The organism is Microbacterium sp. BLY (assembly GCF_017939615.1).
GTDB lineage: Bacteria > Actinomycetota > Actinomycetes > Actinomycetales > Microbacteriaceae > Microbacterium.
In genome coordinates this window covers 995,500-1,020,534 of sequence record NZ_JAGKSR010000001.1, presented here as the reverse complement: position 1 = coordinate 1,020,534, position 25,035 = coordinate 995,500, and the positions used below count along the sequence as shown (strand labels likewise).

Genomic DNA, 25,035 nt, shown 5'->3' with positions numbered 1-25,035 from the left:
ATCGGCTAGTCCTGCAGACGGCGTCGGCGCACCATCAGGAGCACGGCACCACCGATCAGCAGCGCGATCGCGAGACCCAGCACCCACGGCGCCAGCTGTCCGCCGGTGAGGGCGAGCGGCGTCAGGACACCGTTCTCGGTCACGCTCGTCGGCGGCGTGATCGTCTCCCCACCGGGAGGCGTCGCGGTCGCGGTGGCCACGTTCCGCAGCGTCGTGCCCGCCGCATCGGCGTGCACGGTCACGGCGTACGTGATCACGACGCTCTCGCCCTCGGCGAGGCTACCGGTCCAGCGCAGCGACATGCCGTCGATCGTCGGCGCAGCCACCGCACGGTCACCCACCGTGGCGGTCGCCGTGCCGCGCATCTCCGCATGCCGCAGCACTCCGGTCAGGTCGTCGGAGACGACGACCTCGTCCAGTCCGGTCTCCCCGGTGTTGGTACCGGTGAGCGTATACGTCACGACACTGCCCGTGGCGACCGCGGTGCCCGAACCCGGGTCCGACGTCTTCACGAACGTGAAGCCCGGGGTGCCGACGGGGTTCTCCGTCGTTACCGGCGGCGGCGTGAGCTCGGCGCCGCCCGGAGGCGTCGCGGTGCCCTGCACGGAGTTCGCGATCGTCGCTCCGCCGGCATCGCCGTCGACGGTCACCGAATAGGTGATCGTGACGCGCTGACCGACCGCGAGGTCACCCTTCCAGGTGAGCTCGTCGCCGTCGACCACGGGCGCCGGGGCCGAGCCGTCGGGCACGGTCGCCGTCGCATCGCCGTTGTACGTGGCGTGGGCGAGCACACCCGAGAGGTCGTCGCGAATGCTGACCGGAGCCAGAGCCGTCTCGCCGGTGTTCACACCCGTCACCGTGTAGGTGATGACGCTGCCCGGGTCGACACGGGTGCCGGTGGCCGGGTCGGCCGACTTGCGCAGCTCGAAGCCGGGCTTGTTGACGGGGTTCTCGGTCGTCGTCGGCGGCGTCTCGATCGGCGGCACCCCACCCGGCGGGGTCGCCGAGCCGGAGGCCGAGTTCTCGAGGACGGTGCCGCCCGCGTCCGCCCGCACGGTCACGGAGTACGTGATCGTCACGGTCTCGCCGACCTGCAGCGCACCGGTCCAGGACAGCCGTCCCTCGGCGACCGTCGGCGCGGACGCCGCCGCACCGCCGATCGTCGCGATCGCGTCGTCGTTGTACTCGGCGTGCGCGAGGACGCCGGACAGGTCGTCGGCGATCACGACCGGGTCGAGAGCCGTCTCACCCGTGTTGACACCGGTCACCGTGTAGGTGAGGACGCTGCCCGGGTCGACCGCCGTGCCCGCCGCCGGGTCGACGCTCTTCGAGACCGAGAATCCGGGCTCGTTGACGGGGTTGATGGTGGTGCCGGGAGGCGGCGTGATCGTCGACCCGCCGGGTGGTGTCGCCGTGGCGGTCGCCGCGTTCTCGATCACCGTGCCCACGCCGTCCGCGCTCACCGTCACGGAGTACGTGACGGTGACGGTCTGACCGACCGCGAGCGCCCCGGTCCACGACAGCTCCGTGCCATCGAGGGTCGCGGCGCCGGCAGAGGCCCCGGCGACGGTCGCCACGGCGTCCGCGTTGAAGGTCGCGTACGGCAGCACACCGGACAGGTCGTCCGTGATCACGACCGGGTCGAGGACCGTCTGGCCCGTGTTGACCGCGGTCAGCGTGTAGGTGAGCACGTCACCGGCGTCCACCGCGGTACCGGCGGCGGGGTCGACGGTCTTCGCGAACGTGAAGCCGGGCTCGTTCACGGGGTGCTCCGTGCTCGACGGCGGCGGCGTGATCGGCGTGCCGGGCGTCGTCGGGCTCTCGGGGTCGCTCGGGTCGGCGGGGATCAGCGGGGTCGCCTCTCCGGTCGCCGTGTTCGCGATGGTCTCGCCGCCGGCGGTGGCGTCGACGGTCACCGAGTAGGTGATCACCACGTCCTGGCCGGGCTGCAGCACGCCGCTCCACGAGAGGGCGCCGTCGGCCACGCGGACGTCGCCCCGGGTCGCGGACACGTCGTCGTTGTAGGACGCATGGGCCAGCGCGGCCCGCAGGTCGTCGCCGATCGTCACCGGGTCGAGCACGGTGTCACCCGTGTTGCGTCCGGTCACGGTGTAGGTGATCACGCTGCCGGGATCGACGCGCGTGCCCGACGCCGGGTCGGCCGTCTTGGTGACGGTGAACCCGGGGGTGGCCACGGGGTGCTCCGTGTCGGCGGGCGGCGTCTCGACGGGGGTGCCCGGGGTGGTCGGGCTCTCCGGGTCGGTCGGGTCGGCCGGGATCAGGGGCGTGCCCTCACCGGTCACCGTGTTGCGGAGCAGCACGCCGGTCGCGTCCTCGTCCACCGTCACGGTGTAGGTGATGTCCACGCGCTCGCCCGGCGCCAGCGTGCCGGTCCAGGTGAGCGTCGTGCCGGACAGGACGACGGAGCCGGTCGAGGCCTGCACGTCGTCGCCGTACTCCGCGTTCGCGAGGACGGCCGAGAGGTCGTCGACGATGGTCGCGGGGTCGAGGACCGTGTTGCCGGTGTTGACGCCCGAGACCGTGTAGGTCAGGGTGTCGCCCGCACGGACGGCGGTGCCGGATGCCGGGTCGGCCGACTTCGACACCTCGAAGCCGGTGTCGACGACCGGGTGCTCGGTCTCCGCGGACGGCGGGACGATGGGCGTCCCCGGCGTCGTCGGGCCGGTCGGGTCGGCGGGGTCGGCCGGGATCTGCGGCGTGGCGGACCCGGTGACGACGTTGTGCAGCAGCGCCTTCTCGACACCGGCGTCCACGGTCACCGTGTAGCTGATGGTGACCGAGGAGCCGCGCGGGAGGTCGCCGGTCCACGTGAGCGTGGTGCCCGAGACGCGGGCGGAGCCGCGGTCGGACGTGACGTCGTCGTTGAAGGAGGCGGAACCGAGCACGCCGGACAGGTCGTCGGTGATCTCCACCGGCGAGAGGTCGGTGTCACCCGTGTTGGTGCCGGTGATCGTGTAGGTGATCGTGTCGCCGGCGGACACGGCCGTGCCCGAGGCGGGGTCGGCGGACTTCGAGATGGTGAAGCCGGAGCCGATGACGGGGTGCTCGGTGGAGACGGTCGGCGGGACGATGGGGTCACCCGGGACCGGGGGCCCGTCCGGGTCGTTGGGGTTCGGGGTGGTCGGCGTCCCCGATCCGGTCACGCTGTTGCGCAGGATCTCACCCGAAGTCTCGGCGCCCACGGTCACCGAGTAGGTGATCGTGACGCTCTGCCCGGGCTGGAGGCTCCCGGTCCAGGTGAGGTCGTCGCCGCTGAGGGTGGCGCCGCCGGTGGTGACCGGGGTGCCGTCGATGGCGGTGACGAGGTCGTCGTTGAAGGAGGCGTTCGCGAGCACGCCCGAGAGGTCGTCCGCGATCGAGGCCGGGTTCAGGATCGTCGCTCCGGTGTTGGTGCCGGTGACGGTGTACTCGATGGTCTGACCGGGCTCCACCACGGTGCCGGCGGCGGGCGCGGAGGTCTTCGTGACCTCGAAGCCGGCGACGGGGTTCTCGGTGGTCACGGCCGGGGGAACCGTCGGGGGCAGGCCTCCGGGCGGGGTGCCCGACGCGGTGACCCGGTTGGCGATGCTCTCGCCCTCCACGCCCTCGTCGACGACGACGGAATACGTGATCGTGAGCACCTGGCCGGGCTCCAGCGCACCGGTCCAGGCGAGGTCGTCGCCGGTGACGGTCGCGGCGCCGGAGGACACCGGGTCGCCGTCGATGGCCGTCGCCACGTCACCCTGGTACTCGGCGTGGGCGAGCACGCCGGACAGGTCGTCGGTCACGGTGACCGGGTCGAGACGCGTGTTGCCGGTGTTCTCGGCCTCGACCGTGTACGTGAGGCGCTGACCCGCGTGCACGGCGGTGCTGGCGGCGGGGTCGGACGTCTTGCGGAGAGCGAGGTCGGGCGCGAGGCGGACGTTCGTGAACGTGCACGTGACGTCGGTGCCGAGCGGCCCCGCCGGCTGGGTGACCTGACCGGCGGCGGTCACGCTCACCGGGGTTGTCGAGCCGTCGGCGTTCACCTGGAGGCAGACGAGCGACTCGTCGTACTTCGTGCGGTCGGTCGTGCCGGCCGCCGACTCGGAGAGGACGAAGGTGTCGCCCTGGTTGGTGAAGACCGGTCCGGCGTAGTCGGGCTGCAGACCGGGACGGTCACCGCGGGTGACGGCGTCGGTCCGGGGGACCTGGTAGCCGGTCGGCGACTGCACGCGGAGCCCGAACTGGTCGGTCGCGGCGTGACGCCCCTCGGGGAGGTCCTTCTTCAGCGTGAGGGTGTTCGGGAAGGTGCAGCTCGCCATGTCGGTCGGCGAGAAGTTCCCGAGCATCGTCGTGTTGACGGTCTGGCCGCGGGGCAGATCCACCTCGATGATGCGGTTGCCGCCACCGGAGACCGAGACGAAGATGTGGCCCAGGTTTCCGAACGCGATGCCGTTGCCCTGGATGCCGGCGCCCATGTCGTGCACCTGCTTGGCGTCGATCGTCGCCGTGCTGGGCTCGAGGGTGGTCGGCAGATCGGACGAGTAGATGAAGTTGTCGGCGACGAGCACGAGCTGACCCGAGGCGCTGAAGGCCATGTCGCCGTTGGCGCCGAAGGCACTGCTGCCGGAGGTGGGGCGCATGGTGCCGACCTGGACGTAGGTCTGCGGGGTGACGTTCTCGTTCCACGCGTACAGGTTGATGGCGCCGTTGACCGTGCCGCTGGCGAAGTAGTAGACGCCGGTGACGGGGTGGACCGCACCGCGCAGCACCGACGAGTTCAGGTTGAAGCTCGTGCGCGTGGTGGTGTCGGTGACGCGGTCGTGCTTGGCGAGCGCCTTCGTGCCGGCGGCGTTGGTGACCGTGTAGGCGTAGCGGCCGTTCGACGAGAGGCCGAGCGCGTTGTTGGAGTGGTCGGCGCCGAGGTTGATGGAGCTGAGGGTGCCGCCGTTGCCGGGGCCTCCGCCCTGTTCGTTGACGGCGAACTCGCGCACCTCGGTGGCGCTCTGCACGTACACCGCGCCGGGCGTGCAGAGGAACGGCTCCGCCGCGGCGGCCGGGGCCGCGGTCAGCGTGCCGCCGATGACGATCATCGACGAGGCGACGAGGGCCGTGCTGACGGCACCGCCGATCAGCTTCCTCGTCCGGCCCCGCCAGCGGCTGCGCCGCTCCGGCGGAAGCGCATCGGGTGTGTGGTCCCTGCGGGCAACACGGAATCCCATGAGTCTCTCCCCATTCATCGCGTTCCGGCACGCACACGCGCACACGGAAGCCCCGCCCCCTCAGGCGACCGCCGAGCACCCTCGGGAGAGGTGGACTCGGTCCGGGCCTCCGCCAGCCTGCCCGCTCGCCGCGCCCGTTCCCGTCCGTTCCCGAGAACTTCACCCCGCCTTTTCACCCCGCGCCCCGATTCGGTATTCGGTGTTGCTAGGTACCGGTACTCAGTGTTACTTTGTACCGGTACCCAGCATTACTGAGTACCGGACCGGATCGCCGGGAGAGAAGGGAGCCCGCATGGGCAGACAGATGACCGAGATGCTCAAAGGCACCCTGGAGGGCATCGTGCTGGCCCTCCTCGCCGAGCAGCCGGCCTACGGATACGAGATCACCACCCGCCTGCGCGAGCACGGCTTCACCGACACCGCCGAGGGCACCGTCTACGCGCTGCTCGTGCGGATCGAGCAGAAGAAGCTCGTCGACGTCGAGAAGGTCCCCAGCGAGAAGGGGCCGCCCCGCAAGGTCTACACCCTCAACGCGCAGGGCAGGCAGGAACTGCAGGAGTTCTGGACGACCTGGGACTTCCTCCGCACGCACATCGAACGACTGCACCCCACGACCACCACGAACAAGGAGAACTGACATGGCCGCCAAGTGGATCGAAGCGCTCACCGGATCGCTCGAGCAGAAGAAGCAGTACAAGCAGGCGAAGGCGCGGATCGAGGCTCTGCCGGAGCCGTACCGCACGGTCGCCCACGCCCAGCACCGCTACACCATGTACTACGGGGGGATCACCGACGGGGACACGCTCGTGCAGATCTTCCTCGACCTCGCCGACCTGTGGGAACGCGCCGCGATCGACGGCACCCCGATCGACGACATCATCGGCGACGACCCCGTGGAGTTCGCCGAGAACTACGCCGAGGCCTACGGCGGCACGCAGTGGGTCGACAAGGAGCGCGCGCGGCTGAAGAAGGCGGTCGCCGACGCGAAGAAGAAGGAGGACGAGTCATGACGACGCCCGCTCTCTCGGTGCGCGGCATCGAGAAGTCGTACACGGATCTGCCCGTGCTGCGCGGCGTCGACTTCGAGGTGGAGCGGGGATCGATCTTCGCCCTCCTCGGGTCGAACGGCGCGGGCAAGACCACGATGGTGCGCATCCTCTCCACGCTGCTGCGGGCCGACGCGGGTGCCGCGACGGTGCAGGGCATCGATGTCGCGGCGGACCCGCTCGGCGTGCGCGAGCGGATCAGCCTCACCGGACAGTTCGCCGCGGTCGACGAGATCCTCACCGGCCGCGAGAACCTCGTGCTCGTCGCGAAGCTGCGGCACCTGCCCGACCCGGGCACCGTGGCCGACCGGCTCCTCGCGCGCTTCCGGCTCACCGATGCCGGGGGCCGCAAGGTCGGCACGTACTCCGGAGGGATGCGACGGCGACTCGACATCGCGATGAGCCTGGTCGGCGACCCCGAGGTCATCTACCTCGACGAGCCGACCACGGGCCTCGACCCGGAATCCCGCATCGAAGTGTGGGACGTCGTGAAGGAACTCGCGAGCGGCGGCACGACCGTGCTGCTCACCACGCAGTACCTCGACGAGGCCGAGCAGCTGGCCGACCGGATCGCGATCCTGCACGAGGGCCGCATCATCGCCGACGACACCCTCGCCGGGCTCAAGCGACTGCTCCCGCCCGCGACGGTCGAGTACGTCGAGAAGCAGCCCACCCTCGAGGAGATCTTCCTCGCCCTCATCGGCCCTTCGGGCCCTTCGACAGGCTCAGTGACCCACGCGGGCTCAGGGACCCACGTTCAGAAAGGAGATGCCGCATGACCACGCACTTCGCCGCCGACACGGCGACTCTCACCGGCCGCTCCCTGCGGCACATCTTCCGCAGTCCCGACACGATCATCACCACCGCGGTCACCCCGATCGCGCTGATGCTCCTGTTCGTGTACGTCTTCGGCGGGGCGCTCCAGCAGAGCACCGGCGCCGAGAACTACGTGGACTACCTACTCCCCGGCATCCTGCTCATCGCGATCGCGTCGGGCATCGCCTACACGGCGTTCCGGCTGTTCACCGATATGCAGAGCGGCATCTTCGAGCGCTTCCACTCCATGCCGATCGCCCGATCGAGCGTGCTGTGGGCCCATGTGCTCACGTCCCTCACGGCGAACGCGATCACCCTCGCGATCATCTTCGGGGTCGGGTTCCTGATGGGCTTCCGCACCGGGGCGAGCGTCGGGGCCTGGCTCGCGGTCATCGGCATCCTGATGCTGTTCACCCTGGCGCTCACCTGGCTGGCGATCATCGCGGGCCTGAACGCGAAGACCGTCGACGGTGCGAGTGCGTTCTCGTACCCGCTGATCTTCCTCCCGTTCATCAGTTCGGCGTTCGTACCGACCGACACCATGCCGGCCCCGGTGCAGTGGTTCGCCGACAACCAGCCGGTCACGTCGATCGTCACCACGATCCAGGCGTTGTTCGCGGGGGAGCCGGTCGGGTCCGATATCTGGGTGGCCCTCGCGTGGTGCGTCGGAATCCTCGTGGTCGCGTACGTGTTCGCGATCATCTCGTACCGCAAGAAGGTCAGCTGATCGACGTCCAGCGAGACGGAACGCTCCGACCGGGGGCTCACCCCCGGCCGGGGCGTTTCGCCGCGCTCGGCGGCCGGCTCTAGGACCAGCCGTTCCCCCATCGGAGAATCGGATGGGACTCGAGGCGTGACCCGCCATGCATGGCGGCAGCCACGAAAGGGCTCCGCTCGAGCTCGACCGCGAGTCTCGCTCTGGTCTGGTCGTCCACGAGGTCCCACGCCTCCGGGTCCAGGTACCAGGAGAAGTTGCCGTGCCTCATCCAGTGGATCGCGTACGCCGTCGCGGCCTGCGCGTCCGTCGCGAACTCGGCCTCCATCCGCTGCACCACGGTCGCCGCCGCCGGCGTCGAGGCCACCATCAACCGGGCGCCGTGCTCATTGCGGAGCACAGAGATGACGAAGGGGGCGGGTCGCCGGGACGCGCCGTCGATGGGGTGCCAGTCCGGGATCCACCCACCATCGGCGATCTGAAGAGGGACGCGGGGCACGGCAGGAATGCTCACGCTTCCGACCACCGCCCTCGGCCCACCGTCCTCCACCATCCCCAGATTGCGCCGCAGGGACAGGCGCAGTCCGTCCATGTCGTCGACGCTGCGGCGCAACTCCTCACTCGACGCCCGCCAGCTGTCGTGCCACATCTCCAAGGCGCTCCGCGCCTCGGTACCGATCGACACACCCCAGGCCTCGGTCGCCTCCTGCGAGATGGCCGCCGCCGTCCTGTCGAGTATCCGTGCACGCAGCCGGAACTCGAACCACATCGCATCCGCGACGCGCATGAGCTGGGACTCCGCCACGAGGGGCGCCGAGAGGTCCTTCTTCGTCTCCCACGGAAAGAGGCCGGTGTCGTGGGTGCTGCAGTAGCCGGAGAAGACCGGCGTGGTTCTCGCCGACAGAGGAGCGAAGCCTGCCTTCTCCCCACCCTCCAGGTGGGGAGCGATCGGACGGCCGGACCCCGCCACGCTCTTGAGGAAGGCATCGGGGATCACGTGCGATTCGATGGGCCGCTCCGCACACGCCTCGACGAGGCATTCGATGGCGACGCCCGCTTTCGCCTCCTGTTCCGCCGCGTCGAGAGCGACGTGAAGGCGACCGAGGTGGGGCTTGAGGCTCCCCGCCCGTGCAAGCGTCCGTCGGAGCCTGTGGATCATGTTCCGGGAGCCGATGTTCGTCACCTCGCGATCGTATCCGGCGGCCGTTCAAGTCGCGCCAGGGGCTCCATCCGGCCCGGAGTTGCCGTGGAGCGGGCGGCTCGAATCAGCGGAGGCCGACCGGACCGAGCACCACACGGCGGCCGGTCCGCACCCAGACGGCGCCGTCGACGCGGTGCTCGGCGCGGGTCGTGAAGCGGTAGCGATACGACACGGCACGCACCCACCGCGGCCGCTCGCCGTGGAACGGGTCGACACGCAGCATCCGCAGCGTCGGAGGGTCGGCCTCCAGAAGCCGCACGAGGAATACGGAGAACCAGTCGTCCAGGGAATGCCCCAGAGGCAGGAACCACATCAGCCAGTCCAGCCGCAGGTGATACGGCGCGAACTGCCGCGGGATCCGCCGGACGTCCCCCGGCTTGCCGCGGAACTCGTACTCGCGCCAGTGCTGGCCCTCCTCGTCGTCCGACCCCTCCACGACGATCTCGATCCGCTCCCGCGTGACCGTGCCGAAGGCTCCGTAGGCGTTGGCGAGCTGCCAGCGGTGGAAACTCGCGTTCATGAGCTGCCGTCGCGCGAAGAGGTTGCGCACGGCGGGCACGCTCAGCACGACGAACAGCACCCCGACCGCCGAGGTCACCACGACCCACCACAACGGCATGCCGGAGACCGTCCACGGCATTGAGGTCTCCGGCCTCCGCTCCGGAGTCCCGATGCCGGGGAGGCCGACCGCGGAGAACGCCAGCACGATCGTCGCCCAGTTCAGCCACGCGAAGTTCCCGGTGAGCACGAGCCACAGCTGCGTCGCGATCACGATCCCGCCGACGACGGCACCGACGATCTGCGGCACCGGACCGGGCATCCACAGCGACAGCAGCGGGGCGAAGAGGAAGAACGGGACGAGGAGCTGCGCGACATGGTTGCCGACGACCTCGAGCTTGTGGAACCACCGCGGCAGCAGATGCGCCTGGCGGCTCAGCGGCCCGGGCATCGGCTGGGTCTCGTGATGGAAGGTCATCGCGGTCAGGTCGCGCCACTCCCGTCCGCCGCGGATCTTGATCATGCCCGCGCCGAACTCCAGCCGGAACAGCAGCCACCAGAACAGCACGATCACCACCGTCGGCGGCGGCTGGTCGTTCGAACCGAGGAAGGCCGCAAGGAACCCCGCCTCCAGCAGCAGCATCTCCCACCCGAATGAGAAGAATGTCTGCCCGATGCTCACCACCGACATGTAGCCGAACCACAGGGCGAGGAAGGCCACCATCGGCACCCAGGGCGGCCCGAGCTGCGGCACCCCGACGACGAGCAGGGCGGCGAGCGCCATCCCCGCCCCGCACAGCACGACGAGGCGCCGGTCGGTGTAGCGGACGCGGGTGAAGAGGGTGGGGTGCAGCAGCTTCCGGCGCTCGCGCTTCTGCGCCACCCAGTCCAGCAGCGCGGGCGCGGGCAGGAGCCCGTGCTCGCCGAGGAGCGGACGGAACTGGTTCAGCGTCGACAGGAACGCGACGAAGTACAGCGCCGCGATGCCCCGCTGCAGGACCTCACGGGCGAACCCGAAGTCGACCGCTGCGAACCCGTCCACGGCCACAGGCTACGCCGCCGGCGCGCGCCCGATCAGGGGGTTGCGCGGGCGGCAGGTCAGTTCTGCATCGCGATCTGCTGACCCTTCACCAGCGGATACGCCGCGAGCTCGGCCCCGTCGAGATCCTCCTTGTGCATGTCGACGCCGGTGATCTGGCTGTTCTCGTAGGTCGTGTAGTAGTACACGCCCGTGGCGGTGTTGGCGCACGACGAGTAGATGGTGATCTCGTACTTCTCCTCGTCGCCGACCTGCACGCAGCCGCGCTGCTGGGCGACCGAGCCGAGGATCTGGAAGAACTGGCTGATCGACTCCGACTCCGAGGTGCCGCACACCGAGTTCATCCGCGTGAACACGGCCTTCACGAACCGCGACGACGACGACAGATCGCCCGGCAGCCCGATCCCGCCCATGCCACGGCTGTACAGGTCCATCGGCACATCCGGCGCGAACGTGTTCTCCGGCTGCCGCTTCGACAGGTGCTGGAAGTCGTTGAGCCGGAAGCTCTGGATGTCGAACGTGGGGTTGTTCGTGAGCACGCCCCACGGGTTGTCGTACACCTTGAGGCCGCCGCGCACGCTCTCCACCGTGATCGACGCCGTCTTGTCGGCGATGATCCAGTGCAGCGGCGACAGCGGGAACTCCGGGCTGAAATTGATGTCGACGAGGCTCACCGAACGCAGGGCGTCCTTCACCTGCGCCACGGTCTCGAACTGTCCGAGGACCCACGGGATGAACTCGAACGGCGTGACCTCGGTGTCCCCCGACCCCGGCGCCGGGTAGTGCGCGTTGTCCGGGAAGTTGAGCCCGGCCATGCCGAGCCCCTTCTCGTTGACCGCGTCGTAGTAGAGCGGGTAGCCGTCCGCGATCGTCGCGATCCCGATGATCGCATGGTGCGTCGGCAGCGACGGCAGCCGGTGGAACGGGAACGGGAAGTTCCGCGGTGTGACGGTCACGGTCTCGTTGTACGAGAACTCCAGATCGAGATTCCTCCCGAAGTAGTGGTCGGCCGTCGTGAAGCTCAGTCCTGTGCACATGGTCGTATCCCCCCATCCGCGGGCCGGTCGACCCGCCGGTTTCGCGCCATGCTTCCACTTTCCCTGCGCGAATGAAAGAGGGGTCGGAACGACGAAGGAGGGCCTCCCGCACGGGGAGACCCTCCTTCCGGGGGTGCGGCGGACGTCAGCTGGTGACGGTCCAGTCGAACTGGTCGCCGTACTTCTTCAGCCACTCGTCGACCGCGTCGGCTTCCTTGCCCTCGCCGTACTCGTTGACCACGAGGTCTTCCAGAGCGCCGTACTGCTCGTCGTCGAGCTTGATCTTCTCGATCAGCTCCGCGGCCTCGGGGAACTCCTCGGCGAAGCCCTTGGTGCCCAGGAAGTGCAGGCCCTCGGCCTTGCCCATCGCGCCCTTCGGGTCTTCGAGGTCCTTCACGGGGAAGGCGTCGTTGGCCCAGAACGGACGCCACAGCGTGACGACGATGTCCTCCTGCTTGTCGGTCGCGGTCTTCAGCTCGGTGAGCATCGCCGCGGTCGACGAGGTGACGAGCTCGTACTCGCCGTCGAGACCGTACTCGGGCATCATCTTCTGGGTCTGGGCGGTGAGGCCGGCACCCGGCTCGATGCCGTAGATCTTGCCGTCGAAGTCGGCGCCCTTGCCCGCGAGGTCCTCGATGGAGGTGAGGTCGGAGTACTCCGGCACCGCGAGGGTCAGCTTGGCGTTCTCGTAGTACTTGCCGAGGTCTTCGATGTCGTCGCCGTACTTGTCCATGTAGGAGGCGTGGGTGAGTTCCGGCCACGCCGACGGGTAGATGTCGACATCGCCCTGCGCGAGCCCGGTGTAGAGGGGGCCGGCCTCGGTGAGCGTCTTCATCTCGACCGTGTAGCCGATCTTCTCGAGCTGGTCCTGCAGGAGGTAGGCGGTGCTGAGGCCGTCGGTCCAGGAGGGCAGGAAGCCGAGGGTGATGGTGCCCTTGTCCTCCGCGCCGTCGCCGCCGCCGCTGGTCCCGCCGGCGCCGTCTGCGCTGCACCCGGCGAGGGTGAGGGCTGCGGCGGCTCCGAGGGCGGTGATGGTCAGGATCTTCTTCTTCATGTGACTCTCTCTCTTGCGTTCCGTATGTGATTCAGGAGGTGCGGACGAGCCGCAGGACAGCTGTGCCGGGATCGAAACCGTGCCGGAGTCCCGGCCCCGACGCCCCTTTTCCGTCCCGCACCCGCACGAAAGGGGGTGGGGCGCGGGACGGGGACCTCAGGCGCGGGTAAGCTCGGACTCGGCCGGCGCCGGCTCGGCGGGCGCGGCGGCTGCGGGCTCCGACGCCACGGGGGCGGAGGGCTGGGACGAACCGCGTCGCTTCCGCATGCCGAGGAGCGACGAGCGGTTCTCACCGGGCGCGCCCAGAGCCGCGGTCACCCGGTCGAGGAACACGGCGATCAACACGACGCCCAGTCCGGCCTCGACGCCCTTCGGGATGTTGATCGTCGAGATCGCCTCGACCACCATCTTCCCGAGTCCGTCGGCGCCCGCCATGCCGGCGATGACCGCCATCGACAGGGCGAGCATGATGACCTGGTTGACGCCCGCCATGATGGTCGGCATCGCGAGCGGCAGCTGGATCCCGCGGAGGATCTGGCCCGGGGTCGCCCCGAACGCGTGCCCGGCCTCGACCGTCTCCGCGTCGACACCGCGGATGCCCAGCTCGGTCAGGCGCACACCCGGAGGCAGCGCGAAGATCACCGTGGCGACGAGACCCGGAACCACGCCGATGCCGAAGAACACGATCGCCGGGATCAGGTACACGAACGCCGGCATCGTCTGCATGAAGTCGAGCACCGGCTTCAGCGTCGCGCGCACCGTCGCGTTGCGCGCCGACCAGATGCCGAGCGGCACCGCGATCAGCACGGCCACGACGGCCGCGACGAGGACGAGCGCGAGCGTCTGCATCGCGGGGACCCAGAGGTCCATGGCGACGATCAACCCGAACGACAGGATGGTGCCGATCGCGAGCTGCCACGAGCGCACCAGCCAGGCGATCAGCGCCGCGATCACGATGATGACGGCGAAGTGGGGCGTGAGGAGCAGGCGGGTGAGCCCGTCGACGAGGAAGCTCACGACGAACGACACCGCGTCGAGCAGGCCGTCGAGGTTGGCGGTGATCCAGTCGACGCCGGCGGCGACCCAGTCGCCCACAGGAATACGGAAACCGTCCATCAGCGCACCTCCTCCGTCTCAACCCGGGCCCCTGAGCCGAACTCCCCCTGGGTCCCTGAGCCACCCTGGGCCCCTGAGCTCGTCGAAGGGCTCGGCTCGGCCGTCCACCCGTCGTCGAGCACGGCGTCGATCTCAGCCTGGGGCATGGGGGTCATCGGCAGCAGGATCTCCTCGGTCGCTCCGGGCCCGGGGCCGAGCGCCGCGAGCAGGGTGACGCGCGGGATCACGCCCGCGAGGCGGCCGTCGGCGTCGACCACCGCGAGGGGCAGCGGCGACTCGACGGCGGGCACGAACAGGTTCATGAGGACGTCGTCCTCGCGGACGCTCTGCGGCACCGGCTTGATGATCGAGTCGAGGCGCGTGGCACCCTGCCGGACGAGCTTGACGGCGTCGCGGTCGGTGACCACGCCGACGAGCTGGCGGTCCTTGCCGACGACGTAGGTCGCCGACATGTACGCGTCGCGCATCTGACGGAGCGCCGTGCGGGGGCCCGCCGACTCGGCGACCACGGGTCGCGGGCGCTCCATGACGTTCGCGGCGGTGAGCACGCGGGCGCGGTCGACGTCCTGCACGAACTGCTCGACGTAGTCGTTCGCCGGGTCCATGAGGATGTCCTCGGGTGTGCCGATCTGCACGATGCGACCATCGCGCATGACCGCGATGCGGTCGCCGAGGAACATGGCCTCGTTGAGGTCGTGCGTGATGAAGACGATGGTCTTCTGGAGCTTCTGCTGCAGCTCCAGGAGCTGCTCCTGCATCTCGCGGCGGATCAGCGGGTCGAGCGCGCTGAACGCCTCGTCCATGAGCAGGATGTCGCTGTCAGCCGCGAGGGCGCGGGCGATGCCGACGCGCTGCTGCATGCCGCCGGAGAGCTCGGAGGGGAGCTTGTCGCCCTGGCCCTCGAGCCCGACGAGAGCGAGGATCTCCTCGGCCTTCGCCTGACGCTCGGCCTTGCCGACGCCCTTGAGCTCGAGCGGGTAGGCGACGTTCGCGGCGACCGTGCGATGCGGCAGCAGCGCGAAGTGCTGGAACACCATCGAGATGCGGTCGCGGCGGATCTCGCGCAGACGCCCGGCCGGGATCCCCGTGATGGGGTCGCCGCCGACGGTGACGGTGCCGTCCGTGATGTCGTGCAGCCCGTTGAGCATGCGGATGATGGTGGATTTGCCCGATCCGGACAGGCCCATGATGACGAAGATCTCACCGCGGTTGACGGTGAAGCTGGCGTCGATGACGGCGGCGGTCCCCGCGTCGGCGACGGCCGTCCGGCTCTCCCCCGCCTTCAGCCGGCGGACGGCGGCGCTCGGATTCCTTCCGAACACCTTGTAAAGATGGCGCGCTTCGAGTGCTGTTTCGGACACGTTTCCCCTGCGGCTCGGCCTCGGGCGGCTGAGCCTGCTTCGGTCACGCCCGGGTGATCCTCACGAGGCCGTTCGACATCTTCGCTGTGGCGGCACAGGCGGCGGATTTCGGATCCGTCGCAGAGGGGATCGACCATACGCCCACGCCTCTTCGCCGCACAGCTCATCGAAGGAAGGACGTGACCGCGGACTGGTCTTCGGGCCGTCAGGCCCGCCCTCCAACGTAACGAAATGGCCGGTCAGCGGCAAATCCTGCCTCCGAGGCGAGCCCGGGTTTCCGGCGCTGACCGGGGGATAGTACGACCGTCTAGCAATCCCGGCGCGCCGTGCTCACGGCCGTCGGACGGTGCGCGTCACGGTGAACTTCGAGGTGCGCCGGAGCTGTTCGGTGGGCCCGATCAGACGGGTCAGCTCTGTCCGATAACCGAGGCTCGAGTTGTACACCGTGAACAGTTCTCCGCCGGGTCGGAGCAGCCGGGCGGCGGCCTCGAACAGGCGGGTCGCGGCCCGGGTGTGTACGCTGGCACCGAGGTGGAACGGCGGGTTCAGGAGCACGACGTCGAACGATGCGTCCGGGAGCTGCGAGCCCGCGTCATCGTGTGTGATGCCGACCCGGTCGGCCACGCCGTTCGCGAGCGCCGTCGCCCGCGCGGAGGCGACGGCGGCGGCCGAGCGGTCGGTGCCGGCGACCCGATCGTCCGGATGAGCGAGCGCCCAGGACACGGCGAGCGCTCCGGTTCCGCACCCGAGGTCGAGGACGCGGCGCCCGGAGCTGTTCACAACTCCGGAAAACCGGGCGCCCTCGCCGCCGTTCGGCGCGTTTTCGGCCGGTGTCGTCTGTGTTCTCCTGAGTTGTGAACCGTCGAGGTCGAGCACCTCGAGCAGAACTCGGGTGCCGATGTCGAGACGGGGCCCGGCGAACGCGCCGCCGTGGGCGACGAGGACGAGGCTGCCGTGCCGCGCGGAGACCGGAAACGGCGGGGACTCGGGTACGGGGAGGGCCTCGGTGGCGACGAGCAGTCGCGACTTCCGCTCGGCGCGCTGGGCCTGCACCCGCGCGAAGCGCCGCCCCAGCACCTCGTTCTGAGCGAGGGTCATGTGCTTCACCCGCCCTCCGGCGATGAGCACGACGTCGGGGGCCGCCCACCGGGCGACCGCATCCGCGATCTCCTCCAGTTCGGCGAGGGCCTTCGGCAGCTGCAGCAGCACGAGGCGCGCACCCCGGAGCAGGCTCTCCTCCAGGTCGTGAGGGCGGAAGCCGTCGAGCCCGAGCTCGTCCGCATTGCGCTGCAGAGCCCGCTGACCGGTCGCGAGGTCCTGATGCACCCGGATCCCGTTCCGCCCGGCAGCCGTGAGAGCCAGCGTGATGGCACCGTACTCGTCCCCGATCACGACCGTCTCGGACCCTGGCACGTCGAGCGCGAGCGCCCGTTCCACGAGCAGCAGGTCGGTCGCATCGTACGCCTGGAGGTTGTCCGCTTCGACGTCGGGCCAGCGACGCAGACGACTGTAGGGGAACTCCGGCACCAGCCCACTGTACGCGGCCCGTCCACCCCCCCCCCGCGGCACGGGGTTGACAGGAACCCTGGTTCCGTGGTTACTTAGTCAAGTAAGTAACCCAGCAACCACGGAGGACTCGTGATCGAAGAAGGCAAGCCGCTCTTCCTCCAGATCGCCGAGCAGATCGAGGACTCCATCCTCGACGGCTCGCTGGCCGAGGAGGCTCAGGCCCCTTCGACGAACGAGCTCGCCGCGTTCTACCGCATCAACCCCGCCACCGCCGCGAAGGGAGTCGCCATGCTCACCGACAAGGGAGTGCTCCACAAGCGCCGAGGCATCGGCATGTTCGTCTCGGAAGGCGCCAGGGAGCTGCTCCTCGGCGAACGCCGCGCGGCCTTCGCCGACCGCTACATCGACCCGCTCCTCGCGGAGGCCCGCACGCTGGGCCTCGGCGCGGAAGACCTCGCGGACCTGCTCCGGCAGCGCGCCGCCTCCGCCCCCACCCCAGAAGGGAAGACCCCCGCATGACCGCCGTCATCGAGGTGCAGAACCTCACCAAGCGCTATAAGGACAAGAGGGCGCTCGACAACGTATCGCTCTCGCTCGAGGGAGGCTCGATCTACGGGCTCCTCGGCCGCAACGGCGCCGGCAAGACGACACTCATGTCGATCCTCACGGCCCAGAACTTCGAGTCGTCCGGCACCGTGAAGGTGTTCGGCGAGCACCCGTACGAGAACGCCCACGTGCTCGGCCGGATCTGCTTCGTCCGGGAGAGCCAGAAGTACCCCGACGACGCGACCCCGCGGCATGCCTTCCGCGCCGCACGCCTGTTCTTCCCGCACTGGGACCAGGAGCTCGCCGACGAGCTCATCGCCGAGTTCCAGCTCCCGATGGAGCAGACCATCAAGAAGCTCTCCCGGGGGCAGCTCTCCGCGGTCGGCGTCATCATCGGCCTGGCCTCCCGCGCCGAGATCACCTTCTTCGACGAACCCTATCTGGGACTCGACGCCGTCGCCCGGCAGATCTTCTACGACCGTCTCGTGGAGGACTACGCGGAGCACCCGCGCACGATCATCCTCTCCTCGCACCTGATCGACGAGGTCGCGAACCTCATCGAGAAGGTCATCGTGATCGACAACGGCCAGATCCTCCTCAACGAGGACACGGATGCCGTCCGCGACCGCGCCGTGACCGTCGTCGGGGATGCCGCGAAGGTCGACGCCTGGGTCGGCGATCGCGAGGTGCTGCACCGGGACGAGCTCGGTCGCGTCGCCTCCGTCACCGTGCTCGGCGCCCTCACCGCCGACGATCGCGCGGAGGTGCGGGCCGCCGGCCTCGACCTCGCCCCCGTCTCGCTGCAGCAGCTCATCGTCCGCCTCACCCAGAAGGCCGAGACCCGCTCCGGCACCAGAGCCGACGCCACCACGGAAGGAGTCCGCTGATGCGACGCACACTCAACGTCATCCGCCTGCAGCTCATCAACCGGCAGACCTTCGTCTGGGTGCCGCTGATCATCCTCGCCTCGGCCGTGGTGATCTCGGTCCTCATCTACGCGATGATCCCCGGCGACGCCCCCAAGTACGGCGGAGGCGGCCAGGCCCCGCTGTGGTACTTCTTCGCGATCGGGCTGTCGGCCATGACGCTGACCTTCCCGTTCTCGCAGGCGATGAGCGTCACCCGCCGCGAGTTCTTCGTCGGGACGCTCCTCACGGCGATGCTCGGCAGTGCGCTCCTGGGAGTGCTGTTCCTCCTCGGCGGGGCGATCGAGCTCGCCACGAACGGGTACGGCGTGAACGGGTGGGTGTTCCACCTGCCGTGGCTGTGGGAGGCGGGGCCGCTCGGCGCCTTCATCGTCTACTTCACGCTCGCTCTGTTCTTCTTCGTGATCGGCTTCACCGGTGCGACGATCTACAAGAGCTGGGGTCCGATGGTCCTCACCATCGTGGGCGTCGCCCTGGCGCTGCTCCTCGTCGGGCTCGTGTTCCTCGTGACGCGTCTGGAACTGTGGGGCGACGTGTGGCTCGGGATCCTCGACCTCGGGGCGGTCGGGCTCGCTCTGTGGGGCCTCGTGGTCGTGGCGATCCTCAGTGGCGTCTCGTTCCTCGCCTTCCGGCGCGCCACCCCCTGACCGGCAGAGACCGGAACCCGCGGATGCCGCGGCTGCGCACCTCGCGCGGTCGCGGCATCCATGTCTCCCCCCTCTACCCGGCGACCGTAGCCGGGGCAACCCGGTGGCCGCACGCCGCGCGCCGCCCTATCCTCGCCGGACAGGACCACCCGACCGCCGCGAGGAGAGGATGACGTGACGCCCGATCTCTCGCGCCTGCGCGTCCGCGAACGCCGCTCGTACCTCGCCCGCACCGTCCGCGAGGCCGTCCGCCCCGCGCGCCTGCTCCTCGTGGTCAAGACGGCGCTCGCCGTCGGGCTCGCGTGGACGATCGCGCCGCACATGCCGGGGGTCACCGACGAGTTCCCGTACTACGCACCGCTGGGCGCACTCGTGAGCATGTACCCGACGCTCATGGGGTCCATGCGGTCGAGCCTGCAGACCCTGTTCGGTCTGGCCACCGGCATCGGCCTGGCGGCGGTGATCGTGCTCACGGTCGGGCCGACGTGGTGGACGATCCCGCTCGTGGTGGGGCTGGGCGTGCTCGTCTCGGGCACCGGCTGGTTCGGCGTCGGCAAGGAGTACGTCCCGATGGCGGCACTGTTCGTGCTCATCATCGGCGGTCAGAACGCGGACGACTACTCCCTCGGCTACCTGGCGCAGATGGGGATCGGGATCGTGATCGGTCTGGTGGTGAACCTCCTCTTCGCCCCCGCGCCGCTCATCGGATCGGCCGAGGCGCGGGTGGAGGAGTTCCGACGACAGCTCGCGGGGCACCTGCACGACATCGGCTCCGCGGTCTCGGAGTCCTGGCCCCCGGAGACCGCGCAGTGGGCGGACGATGCCGCAGCGCTCGCCGAGACCACCGCCGACCTCCGTGCGGCCCTGGCCGAGGCCGACGAGAGCGTCCGCTACAACCCGCGGGCGCGACGCCGGCATGCGGGCACCGCCCACATCCACGAGCAGCTCTCCTCGCTCGACCGCATCGCGCATCTCATCCGGGACATCGCCGACGCGACGGCCGACACGATCTGGGAGCGTCCGGCCGCCATGTCCCTGGACCCGGCTCTGCCCGAGCCGTTGTCGGCGGCCTGCCATGCCGTCGCCGACGTCATCGCCGAGGACGACCCCTCCTCGAACGCGGCGCACCGCCGCCGTGCGGAAGCGGCACGGGCGATCCGCGTGCTGCTGGAGCGGGTCGACGATCGCACGTTCGACGTGCGCAGCTCGATGGGACCCGGTGTTCTGATGGCGATGCACCTCCGCCGCATCCTCATCCTCAGCGGCGAGCGCCCGGCGGAGGAGTGAGTCAGATGGTGTCGTCGGCGACGACGATGTCCATCTGCCAGTAGCGTCCCTCGGGGTCGGTGTCGTCGTGCGCGGTGTCGGCGGCGGTGAGCACATCGTTGATCCTCCGCATCGCGTCATCGAACTCGGCCTCGGTCAGTCGGATCGTGCGCTGCACGAACGACGCGTGCACCTCGGTGGTGCGGCCGGAGACGTACTCCGGCGTCCAGGCGATGACCCGGCGCACCAGGTCCTGATGATCCTCGGCGAGCGCGGCGACGACGGTTCCGCCGAGCGCCTCGTCCGGGACGGGGTTGCCGGGCCCGCCGACGTTGAGCGCGCCCTTGCGGCCCGTCCAGACCCGGTCGCGCCGGTCCCTGGCCTTCTCCGGCGCCTCCTCGATGAGACCCGCCTCGGCGAGCACCCGCAGGTGGAAGCTGGCGCTGTTCGCGGGCACGTCGAGCTCTCCCGCGATGTCGGCGGCACGCAGGAACCCGCGGCGGGCGATGAGGCGGAGGATCTGTCGACGCAAGGGATGCGAGTAGGCCTTGAGCATGGCCGTCGTCATGAAGGCGGCGTCCTCCAGCGCAGTCGCGTCCGCGTCCTCGGCCATTCCCCGATCCTAGTCACGCAATTGCGCACGAATAGTTGCGCAATAGTTCTTGCGCAACTATTCTCGTGCCATGACCACGACGCCGACGATGCCCCACCGCCTGTGGCGCAACACGCGCTACGTCACCTGGCTCGTGAGCGACACGAGCAAGGGACTGGCCTCCGCCCTGTTCGGGTTCGCGGTGCCCCTCCTGGCGCTCATCGTCACGAACGATCCGGCCCAGGCCGGCATCATCGCCGGCGCCGGGATGATCGCCCGCCTGCTGCTGACCCTCGTCGGGGGCATCCTCGCCGACCGGCACCGGCGCATCGTGCTCATGCTCGTCGGCTCGCTCCTCGGGGTGGCGCTGGCCGGAGCGTTCACCCTCCTCGCCCTCTCCGGCGCGCTCACCTTCGCCACCCTCCTCGTGATCGACGTGCTGCTGGCCGCACGCAGCGGCCTCTTCGACGTCGCGGGCGAGAGCGCACTCAAGGAGATCGTCCCGGACGACGCGATGGGGCGAGCGCAGGCCGCGAACCAGGGGCGCGACGCCGCCCTCCAGCTCGCGGGCGGGCCGCTCGGCGGTCTGCTGCTGGGCGTGGGCGGCTGGCTCGTCGGCGCGGTCATGACCCTCGCCCACCTCGTCGCCGCTGTGACCGCCGGGCTGCTCGGGCGTCAGGCCCGGCGCGCGGGCGTCGCCGACACCGGCGCCGCGGACGACGCGGACGACGACGCACCCGCCGTCCGCCCGCACGCCGGACGCGAACTCCGGGAAGGCTTCACCTGGCTGCTCTCCCGCCCCGACCTCGGCGGCGTGATGCTCATCATGACGATCATCAACCTCGGATTCAACGCCGCGATCACCACGGTCGTCTACGCGCTGCAGCAGGCGGGGCACTCCGAGCTGCTCATCGGCACCATCAGCGCCGCGATCGGCGCCGTGATGCTCGTGGGCGCGGTCGTCGCCCCGCTCCTCGTGCCGCGGATCCCGGCCGGGTTGCTCACCATCGGCGGCCTCGCGGTCGTCGCGATGGGCGCTATCGTGCTGTCGTTCGTGTCGGCCCCGTGGGCGGTCGCCGTCGCCCTCGGCGCCTCCGTCTTCCTCGTCCCGGCGCTGAACGCGGGGATGATGGGCTACTTCATGGTGGCCACGCCGTCACGCCTGCTGGGACGCGCGAACAGCGCCATCGGAATCCTCGCGATGGGCGCGATGCCGCTCGCTCCGCTCATCGCCGGCTTCGGCCTGGCGTGGGTCGGGCGCCAGGGCACGCTCCTCCTCTGCGCGGCACTGTGCGTGGTGGCTGCCGCCCTCGCGATCGGGAACCACGCCCTGCGCAGCCTCCCGGTCGAAGCGCAGTGGGCCGCGCATGCCCGCCAGTTCGGGACGGACTGAGGGCACGACGCGGCGCGTGCGGGGCGCTGGGCTACGGCTCGATGGCGAGGAGCGTGACCCCCGCCACCGCGGATGCGACGGCGAGCACCAGTGCGATCGCGATGAGGATGACGTGCACACGGAGGAACGGCGTCGCCTTGCCGTTCTCGTCGCGCGCCCGCGGGTCGTCCGCGACGCGCTTGTAGAAGCGCGGCCAGACGAGCACGTTGAAGCCCGCATTGAGGAACAGAACGACGACGACAGCGATCACCCCTCCACGCTACCGAGCATCCGGGACGCCGCATGTATCACCGAGGCCTTGCCGCGCTCCTGGTAGGTGTGATCACAATGGGCTTCATGATCGACGGTGCTCCCGGCGCCGCCTTCGATCCGGCATCCGACGACGGCCGCGCGCGATGGGAACGTGCCGCCGACCTCTTCGGTGCGTGGCGCGAGGGCGACAGCCGTGCGATGGACGAGCTCGTGCGTCTGATGACGCCCGTGCTCTGGCATGTCGTGCGCGCTTACGGTCTCGGACACGCGCTCGCGGAAGACGTGGTGCAGACCACCTGGCTCCAGCTCGTGCGCGGCCACGGATCGATCGCCGACCCCCGCGCGGTCTCCGCCTGGCTGACCACGACCGCCCGGCGGGAGGCCTGGAAGGTCGGCAAGGCGCACGGACGCATCGACACCGCCGAATCCGACGACCTCGACGCGCTGCTGCCGGAGCAGGCCTCCGCCGAGGAGCACGCCACACTCGAGGACGAGAACCGGCGGCTCTGGGCAGCCGTCCGCCGCCTCGCCGAACGGTGCCAGCGCCTCCTGCGCGTCATCGCGTTCGAGGACCGCCCGGACTACGCGCGCCTCGCCCAGGACCTGTCGATGCCGGTCGGCAGCATCGGCCCGACGCGTCGACGGTGCCTCGCGAAGCTCCGCGACCTCCTCGACGCCCCGGCCTCCCGGACGGAGGGACGACCGTGAGCGACGAAGACGACGCGCAGCTCTTCGCCCGCCTGCGCCGCCTCTGGGGAGAGATCGACCCCGTGCCCGCGGGACTGATCGATCGGATGGTCGCCGCGGTCGCCGCGGACGGCCTCAACCGCGAGTACGCCCTGCTGACCCTCGTCGAAGGACAGCTCGGAGCGGTGCGCGGGGAGACGGACGCCCTCACCCTGCAGTTCAGCGACGGCACCACGAGCATCCTCCTGCACGTCACCACCACCGCCTCCGGGCGACGACGGATCGACGGCTGGGTGGACACCGCCGCGGCGGAGATCGTGCTGCGGCAAGGCGAGCGCGAGCGCACCACGACCCCGGCGGAGACCGGTCGGTTCGTGTTCGACGAAGTGACTCCGGGCCTGAGCCGCGTGCGCCTGACCGCGACCGTCGGCGACGAGACCCGCACCCTCGAGACACCGCAGTTCGAGTTGTGACCTCGACGCCGGCGATGCGGCCGACGTCCCCACGGAGAGGATGACCGATGGAGCAGCCCCAGGGATGGACCTGGCAGGACCGCGCGGAGGGATCGATCCGGCGCGGCACCGCCCTCGACCCGAGCACCGAGCCGGTGGACGGGATCCGCGCGTTCCCCACCGCCTACCTGCGCGAGCGCCTGCTGATCACTCGCGCCCTCGGCGAGCAGGAGGCCTACGACCGCGAGCTGCGTGCCCTGCGGGACGCGGCCGACTCGTTCGGCTGGCGGCTGGAGATCGAGGATCGAGGGCGCAGGATCGGCACCGACGACGGCGAGCTGGTCCCCGGCGTCGCGGGATTCGTGCGGGCGCGCCTCGCGACACCCGATGAGCCGACCCGCGGCGAGTCGCCCGTGGCCCCGGACGCCTGGCGCGTCCTGCAGCGGGCGCGCCGCCTGTCCCGCTCGACCATGCCCCGGACGAGCCTCGAACACGTCCTCTCGATCGATCCGGTCGGGCTGAACCCCTTCACCCGGACCAACCCGTTCACCCGGACCAACCCCTTCACCCGGACCAACCCGGTCCGTGGCGCCGCCCCCGGCGGAGGCGGCAGCGACGACTACCTGGAGCCCGGACGGGGCGCCCGGCAGCCGGTCACCTGGCTCGGCCCGGCCCCGACCCGCGCGCCCGCTCCGGAACAGGGCCGCCGTCCCGTCGTCGCGATCCTGGACACGGGCTGCGGCGAGCATTCCTGGCTGCCCTCCGACGTCGTCACCCGGCACGTCGAGCTGGACGGCGTCCCCGTCGGCCTCACCGACGATGCCGACCCGGAGCGCTACCCCGACCTGTACGGGCAGCTCGACGGCGAGATCGACGCGGTGGCCGGACACGGCACGTTCATCGCGGGATTGGTGCGCCAAGCCGCCCCGGACGCCGACATCCTCTCGATCCGCGTCGCCGGAGCACTCGGGGTGATCGACGAGAGCACCCTGCTGGAGACCATCGCGCAGGTCGTGGAGCTGCTGCGGCGGCACCGCGATGACCCGTCGACGGGCTTCCCCATCGACGTCCTCAACCTGTCCCTCAGCTACTACCACGAGACCCCGACCGACGGCCTGTTCAGCAGGACGCTGTTCGACCTCCTCGGGAAGGCCAGGGAACTCGGCTGTGTGGTCGTCTGCTCCGCCGGCAACGACGCGATCGATCGCCCCTCCTTCCCCGCCTCGCTGTGGCCCTGGCCCGGCTCCGACAACGGGCTGCCGTCCGACGACGGCGCCCCGCACGTGTCCGTCGGCGCACTCAACCCGTCGGCCCACTCGGTCGCCCTCTTCTCCAACGTGGGCCCGTGGGTGCAGGTTTACGCCCCGGGTGCCGCAGTGGTCAGCACGTCGCCGGCCTTCGTCGGCGGCGCGCAGGCGGCGACCCGCGCGGACGTCGACGGGCTGCCCCGCGAGACCCTCGACCCGGACGACTACCGGGGCGGCTTCGCGGTGTGGAGCGGCACGTCGTTCGCGGCCCCCTACATCGCCGGCCGGATCGCCGCGCAGCTCGGGCCGGTCCCGACCGAGGGGGTGGAGCCCGCCGTCGCCACGAAGGCCGTCGATGCCGTGCTCGCCGCGCTGCCGACGCCGCACGACCGCCGCTGAGCCTTCGTCCTCTTCCCCGGGAGCGTCGTCGC

At 70.2% G+C, this 25,035-nt stretch carries 22 protein-coding genes; 12 read left to right on the top strand and 10 right to left on the bottom strand.

The window, feature by feature from the left end; all coding sequences use genetic code 11:
- Positions 1-5: 5 nt before the first annotated feature.
- On the bottom strand, positions 6-5,204 hold the full coding sequence (locus KAF39_RS05205) for an isopeptide-forming domain-containing fimbrial protein (RefSeq protein ID WP_210676265.1): 5,199 nt from the start codon (positions 5,202-5,204) through the stop codon (positions 6-8).
- 292 nt (positions 5,205-5,496) lie between these two features.
- Between KAF39_RS05205 and KAF39_RS05200 the strand changes: the two genes are divergently transcribed.
- From KAF39_RS05200 to KAF39_RS05185, 4 genes are read left to right on the top strand one after another with little or no spacing between them, the layout of a single operon-like run.
- Positions 5,497-5,841 carry a PadR family transcriptional regulator gene (locus tag KAF39_RS05200; protein WP_210676264.1) on the top strand — a complete coding sequence of 115 codons (345 nt, stop codon included), beginning with the start codon at positions 5,497-5,499 and terminating at the stop codon, positions 5,839-5,841.
- Position 5,842: 1 nt separating this feature from the next.
- Positions 5,843-6,214 (top strand): DUF1048 domain-containing protein, encoded by a 372-nt coding sequence (locus tag KAF39_RS05195; protein ID WP_210676263.1) that lies wholly within the window; start codon positions 5,843-5,845, stop codon positions 6,212-6,214.
- On the top strand, positions 6,211-7,029 hold the full coding sequence (locus KAF39_RS05190) for an ABC transporter ATP-binding protein (RefSeq protein ID WP_210676262.1): 819 nt from the start codon (positions 6,211-6,213) through the stop codon (positions 7,027-7,029). The genes KAF39_RS05195 and KAF39_RS05190 overlap by 4 nt, the downstream gene beginning before the upstream one ends.
- Entirely contained in the window at positions 7,026-7,793 is a 768-nt protein-coding gene (locus KAF39_RS05185; protein ID WP_210676261.1) for an ABC transporter permease, read from the top strand. The genes KAF39_RS05190 and KAF39_RS05185 overlap by 4 nt, the downstream gene beginning before the upstream one ends.
- A gap of 79 nt (positions 7,794-7,872) precedes the next feature.
- Here the strand turns inward: KAF39_RS05185 and KAF39_RS05180 are convergent, their stop codons facing one another.
- From KAF39_RS05180 to KAF39_RS05150, 7 genes are all read right to left on the bottom strand, one after another.
- Complete coding sequence (locus KAF39_RS05180; RefSeq protein ID WP_210676260.1) at positions 7,873-8,964, bottom strand: hypothetical protein; 1,092 nt, start codon at positions 8,962-8,964, stop codon at positions 7,873-7,875.
- Positions 8,965-9,046: 82 nt separating this feature from the next.
- A complete protein-coding gene (locus tag KAF39_RS05175) occupies positions 9,047-10,522 on the bottom strand; it encodes a lipase maturation factor family protein (protein WP_210676259.1) in 1,476 nt (491 codons plus the stop codon).
- A 56-nt stretch (positions 10,523-10,578) separates the two neighbouring features.
- Positions 10,579-11,556, bottom strand: coding sequence for a choloylglycine hydrolase (bsh, locus tag KAF39_RS05170; protein ID WP_210676258.1), 978 nt, complete (start codon positions 11,554-11,556; stop codon positions 10,579-10,581).
- Positions 11,557-11,701: 145 nt separating this feature from the next.
- Entirely contained in the window at positions 11,702-12,610 is a 909-nt protein-coding gene (locus KAF39_RS05165) for a glycine betaine ABC transporter substrate-binding protein (RefSeq protein ID WP_210676257.1), read from the bottom strand.
- A gap of 156 nt (positions 12,611-12,766) precedes the next feature.
- The gene (locus KAF39_RS05160) at positions 12,767-13,726 is read right to left on the bottom strand and encodes a proline/glycine betaine ABC transporter permease (RefSeq protein WP_210676256.1); all 960 of its coding nucleotides are present in this window, start codon (positions 13,724-13,726) and stop codon (positions 12,767-12,769) included.
- Positions 13,726-15,087: a glycine betaine/L-proline ABC transporter ATP-binding protein gene (locus KAF39_RS05155; RefSeq protein WP_210676255.1), complete on the bottom strand. Its 1,362-nt coding sequence runs from the start codon at positions 15,085-15,087 to the stop codon at positions 13,726-13,728. Before KAF39_RS05155 ends, KAF39_RS05160 begins: the two co-directional genes overlap by 1 nt.
- A 330-nt stretch (positions 15,088-15,417) precedes the next feature.
- Positions 15,418-16,614, bottom strand: coding sequence for a class I SAM-dependent methyltransferase (locus KAF39_RS05150; RefSeq protein WP_210676254.1), 1,197 nt, complete (start codon positions 16,612-16,614; stop codon positions 15,418-15,420).
- Positions 16,615-16,725: 111 nt separating this feature from the next.
- On the opposite strand from KAF39_RS05150, the gene KAF39_RS05145 reads away from it, so the two are divergent.
- From KAF39_RS05145 to KAF39_RS05130, 4 genes are all read left to right on the top strand, one after another.
- Positions 16,726-17,115 (top strand): GntR family transcriptional regulator, encoded by a 390-nt coding sequence (locus KAF39_RS05145; RefSeq protein WP_210676253.1) that lies wholly within the window; start codon positions 16,726-16,728, stop codon positions 17,113-17,115.
- Positions 17,112-18,029: an ABC transporter ATP-binding protein gene (locus KAF39_RS05140; protein ID WP_210676252.1), complete on the top strand. Its 918-nt coding sequence runs from the start codon at positions 17,112-17,114 to the stop codon at positions 18,027-18,029. The genes KAF39_RS05145 and KAF39_RS05140 overlap by 4 nt, the downstream gene beginning before the upstream one ends.
- A complete protein-coding gene (locus tag KAF39_RS05135) occupies positions 18,029-18,715 on the top strand; it encodes a hypothetical protein (protein WP_210676251.1) in 687 nt (228 codons plus the stop codon). Before KAF39_RS05140 ends, KAF39_RS05135 begins: the two co-directional genes overlap by 1 nt.
- A 174-nt stretch (positions 18,716-18,889) precedes the next feature.
- Positions 18,890-20,002 carry an aromatic acid exporter family protein gene (locus KAF39_RS05130; protein WP_210676250.1) on the top strand — a complete coding sequence of 371 codons (1,113 nt, stop codon included), beginning with the start codon at positions 18,890-18,892 and terminating at the stop codon, positions 20,000-20,002.
- 1 nt (position 20,003) lies between these two features.
- On the opposite strand, the gene KAF39_RS05125 is transcribed toward KAF39_RS05130, so the two are convergent.
- Positions 20,004-20,594: a transcriptional regulator gene (locus tag KAF39_RS05125; RefSeq protein WP_210676249.1), complete on the bottom strand. Its 591-nt coding sequence runs from the start codon at positions 20,592-20,594 to the stop codon at positions 20,004-20,006.
- Between the two features lie 70 nt (positions 20,595-20,664).
- Here KAF39_RS05125 and KAF39_RS05120 point away from each other — a divergent pair, with 70 nt between their 5' ends.
- Positions 20,665-21,966, top strand: a complete 1,302-nt coding sequence (locus KAF39_RS05120; RefSeq protein ID WP_210676248.1) for an MFS transporter — start codon at positions 20,665-20,667, stop codon at positions 21,964-21,966.
- A gap of 31 nt (positions 21,967-21,997) precedes the next feature.
- Here KAF39_RS05120 and KAF39_RS05115 read toward each other — a convergent pair whose 3' ends face one another.
- Positions 21,998-22,216 (bottom strand): SCO4848 family membrane protein, encoded by a 219-nt coding sequence (locus KAF39_RS05115; protein ID WP_210676247.1) that lies wholly within the window; start codon positions 22,214-22,216, stop codon positions 21,998-22,000.
- Positions 22,217-22,302: 86 nt separating this feature from the next.
- Between KAF39_RS05115 and KAF39_RS05110 the strand changes: the two genes are divergently transcribed.
- Genes KAF39_RS05110 through KAF39_RS05100 form a run of 3 tightly spaced genes read left to right on the top strand, consistent with a single transcriptional unit; the run spans position 22,303 to position 25,003 of the window.
- Positions 22,303-22,926: an RNA polymerase sigma factor gene (locus tag KAF39_RS05110; protein WP_246878236.1), complete on the top strand. Its 624-nt coding sequence runs from the start codon at positions 22,303-22,305 to the stop codon at positions 22,924-22,926.
- Positions 22,923-23,378 (top strand): hypothetical protein, encoded by a 456-nt coding sequence (locus tag KAF39_RS05105; protein WP_210676245.1) that lies wholly within the window; start codon positions 22,923-22,925, stop codon positions 23,376-23,378. Before KAF39_RS05110 ends, KAF39_RS05105 begins: the two co-directional genes overlap by 4 nt.
- 47 nt (positions 23,379-23,425) lie before the next feature.
- Positions 23,426-25,003, top strand: coding sequence for a S8/S53 family peptidase (locus KAF39_RS05100; RefSeq protein ID WP_210676244.1), 1,578 nt, complete (start codon positions 23,426-23,428; stop codon positions 25,001-25,003).
- Positions 25,004-25,035: the final 32 nt, after the last annotated feature.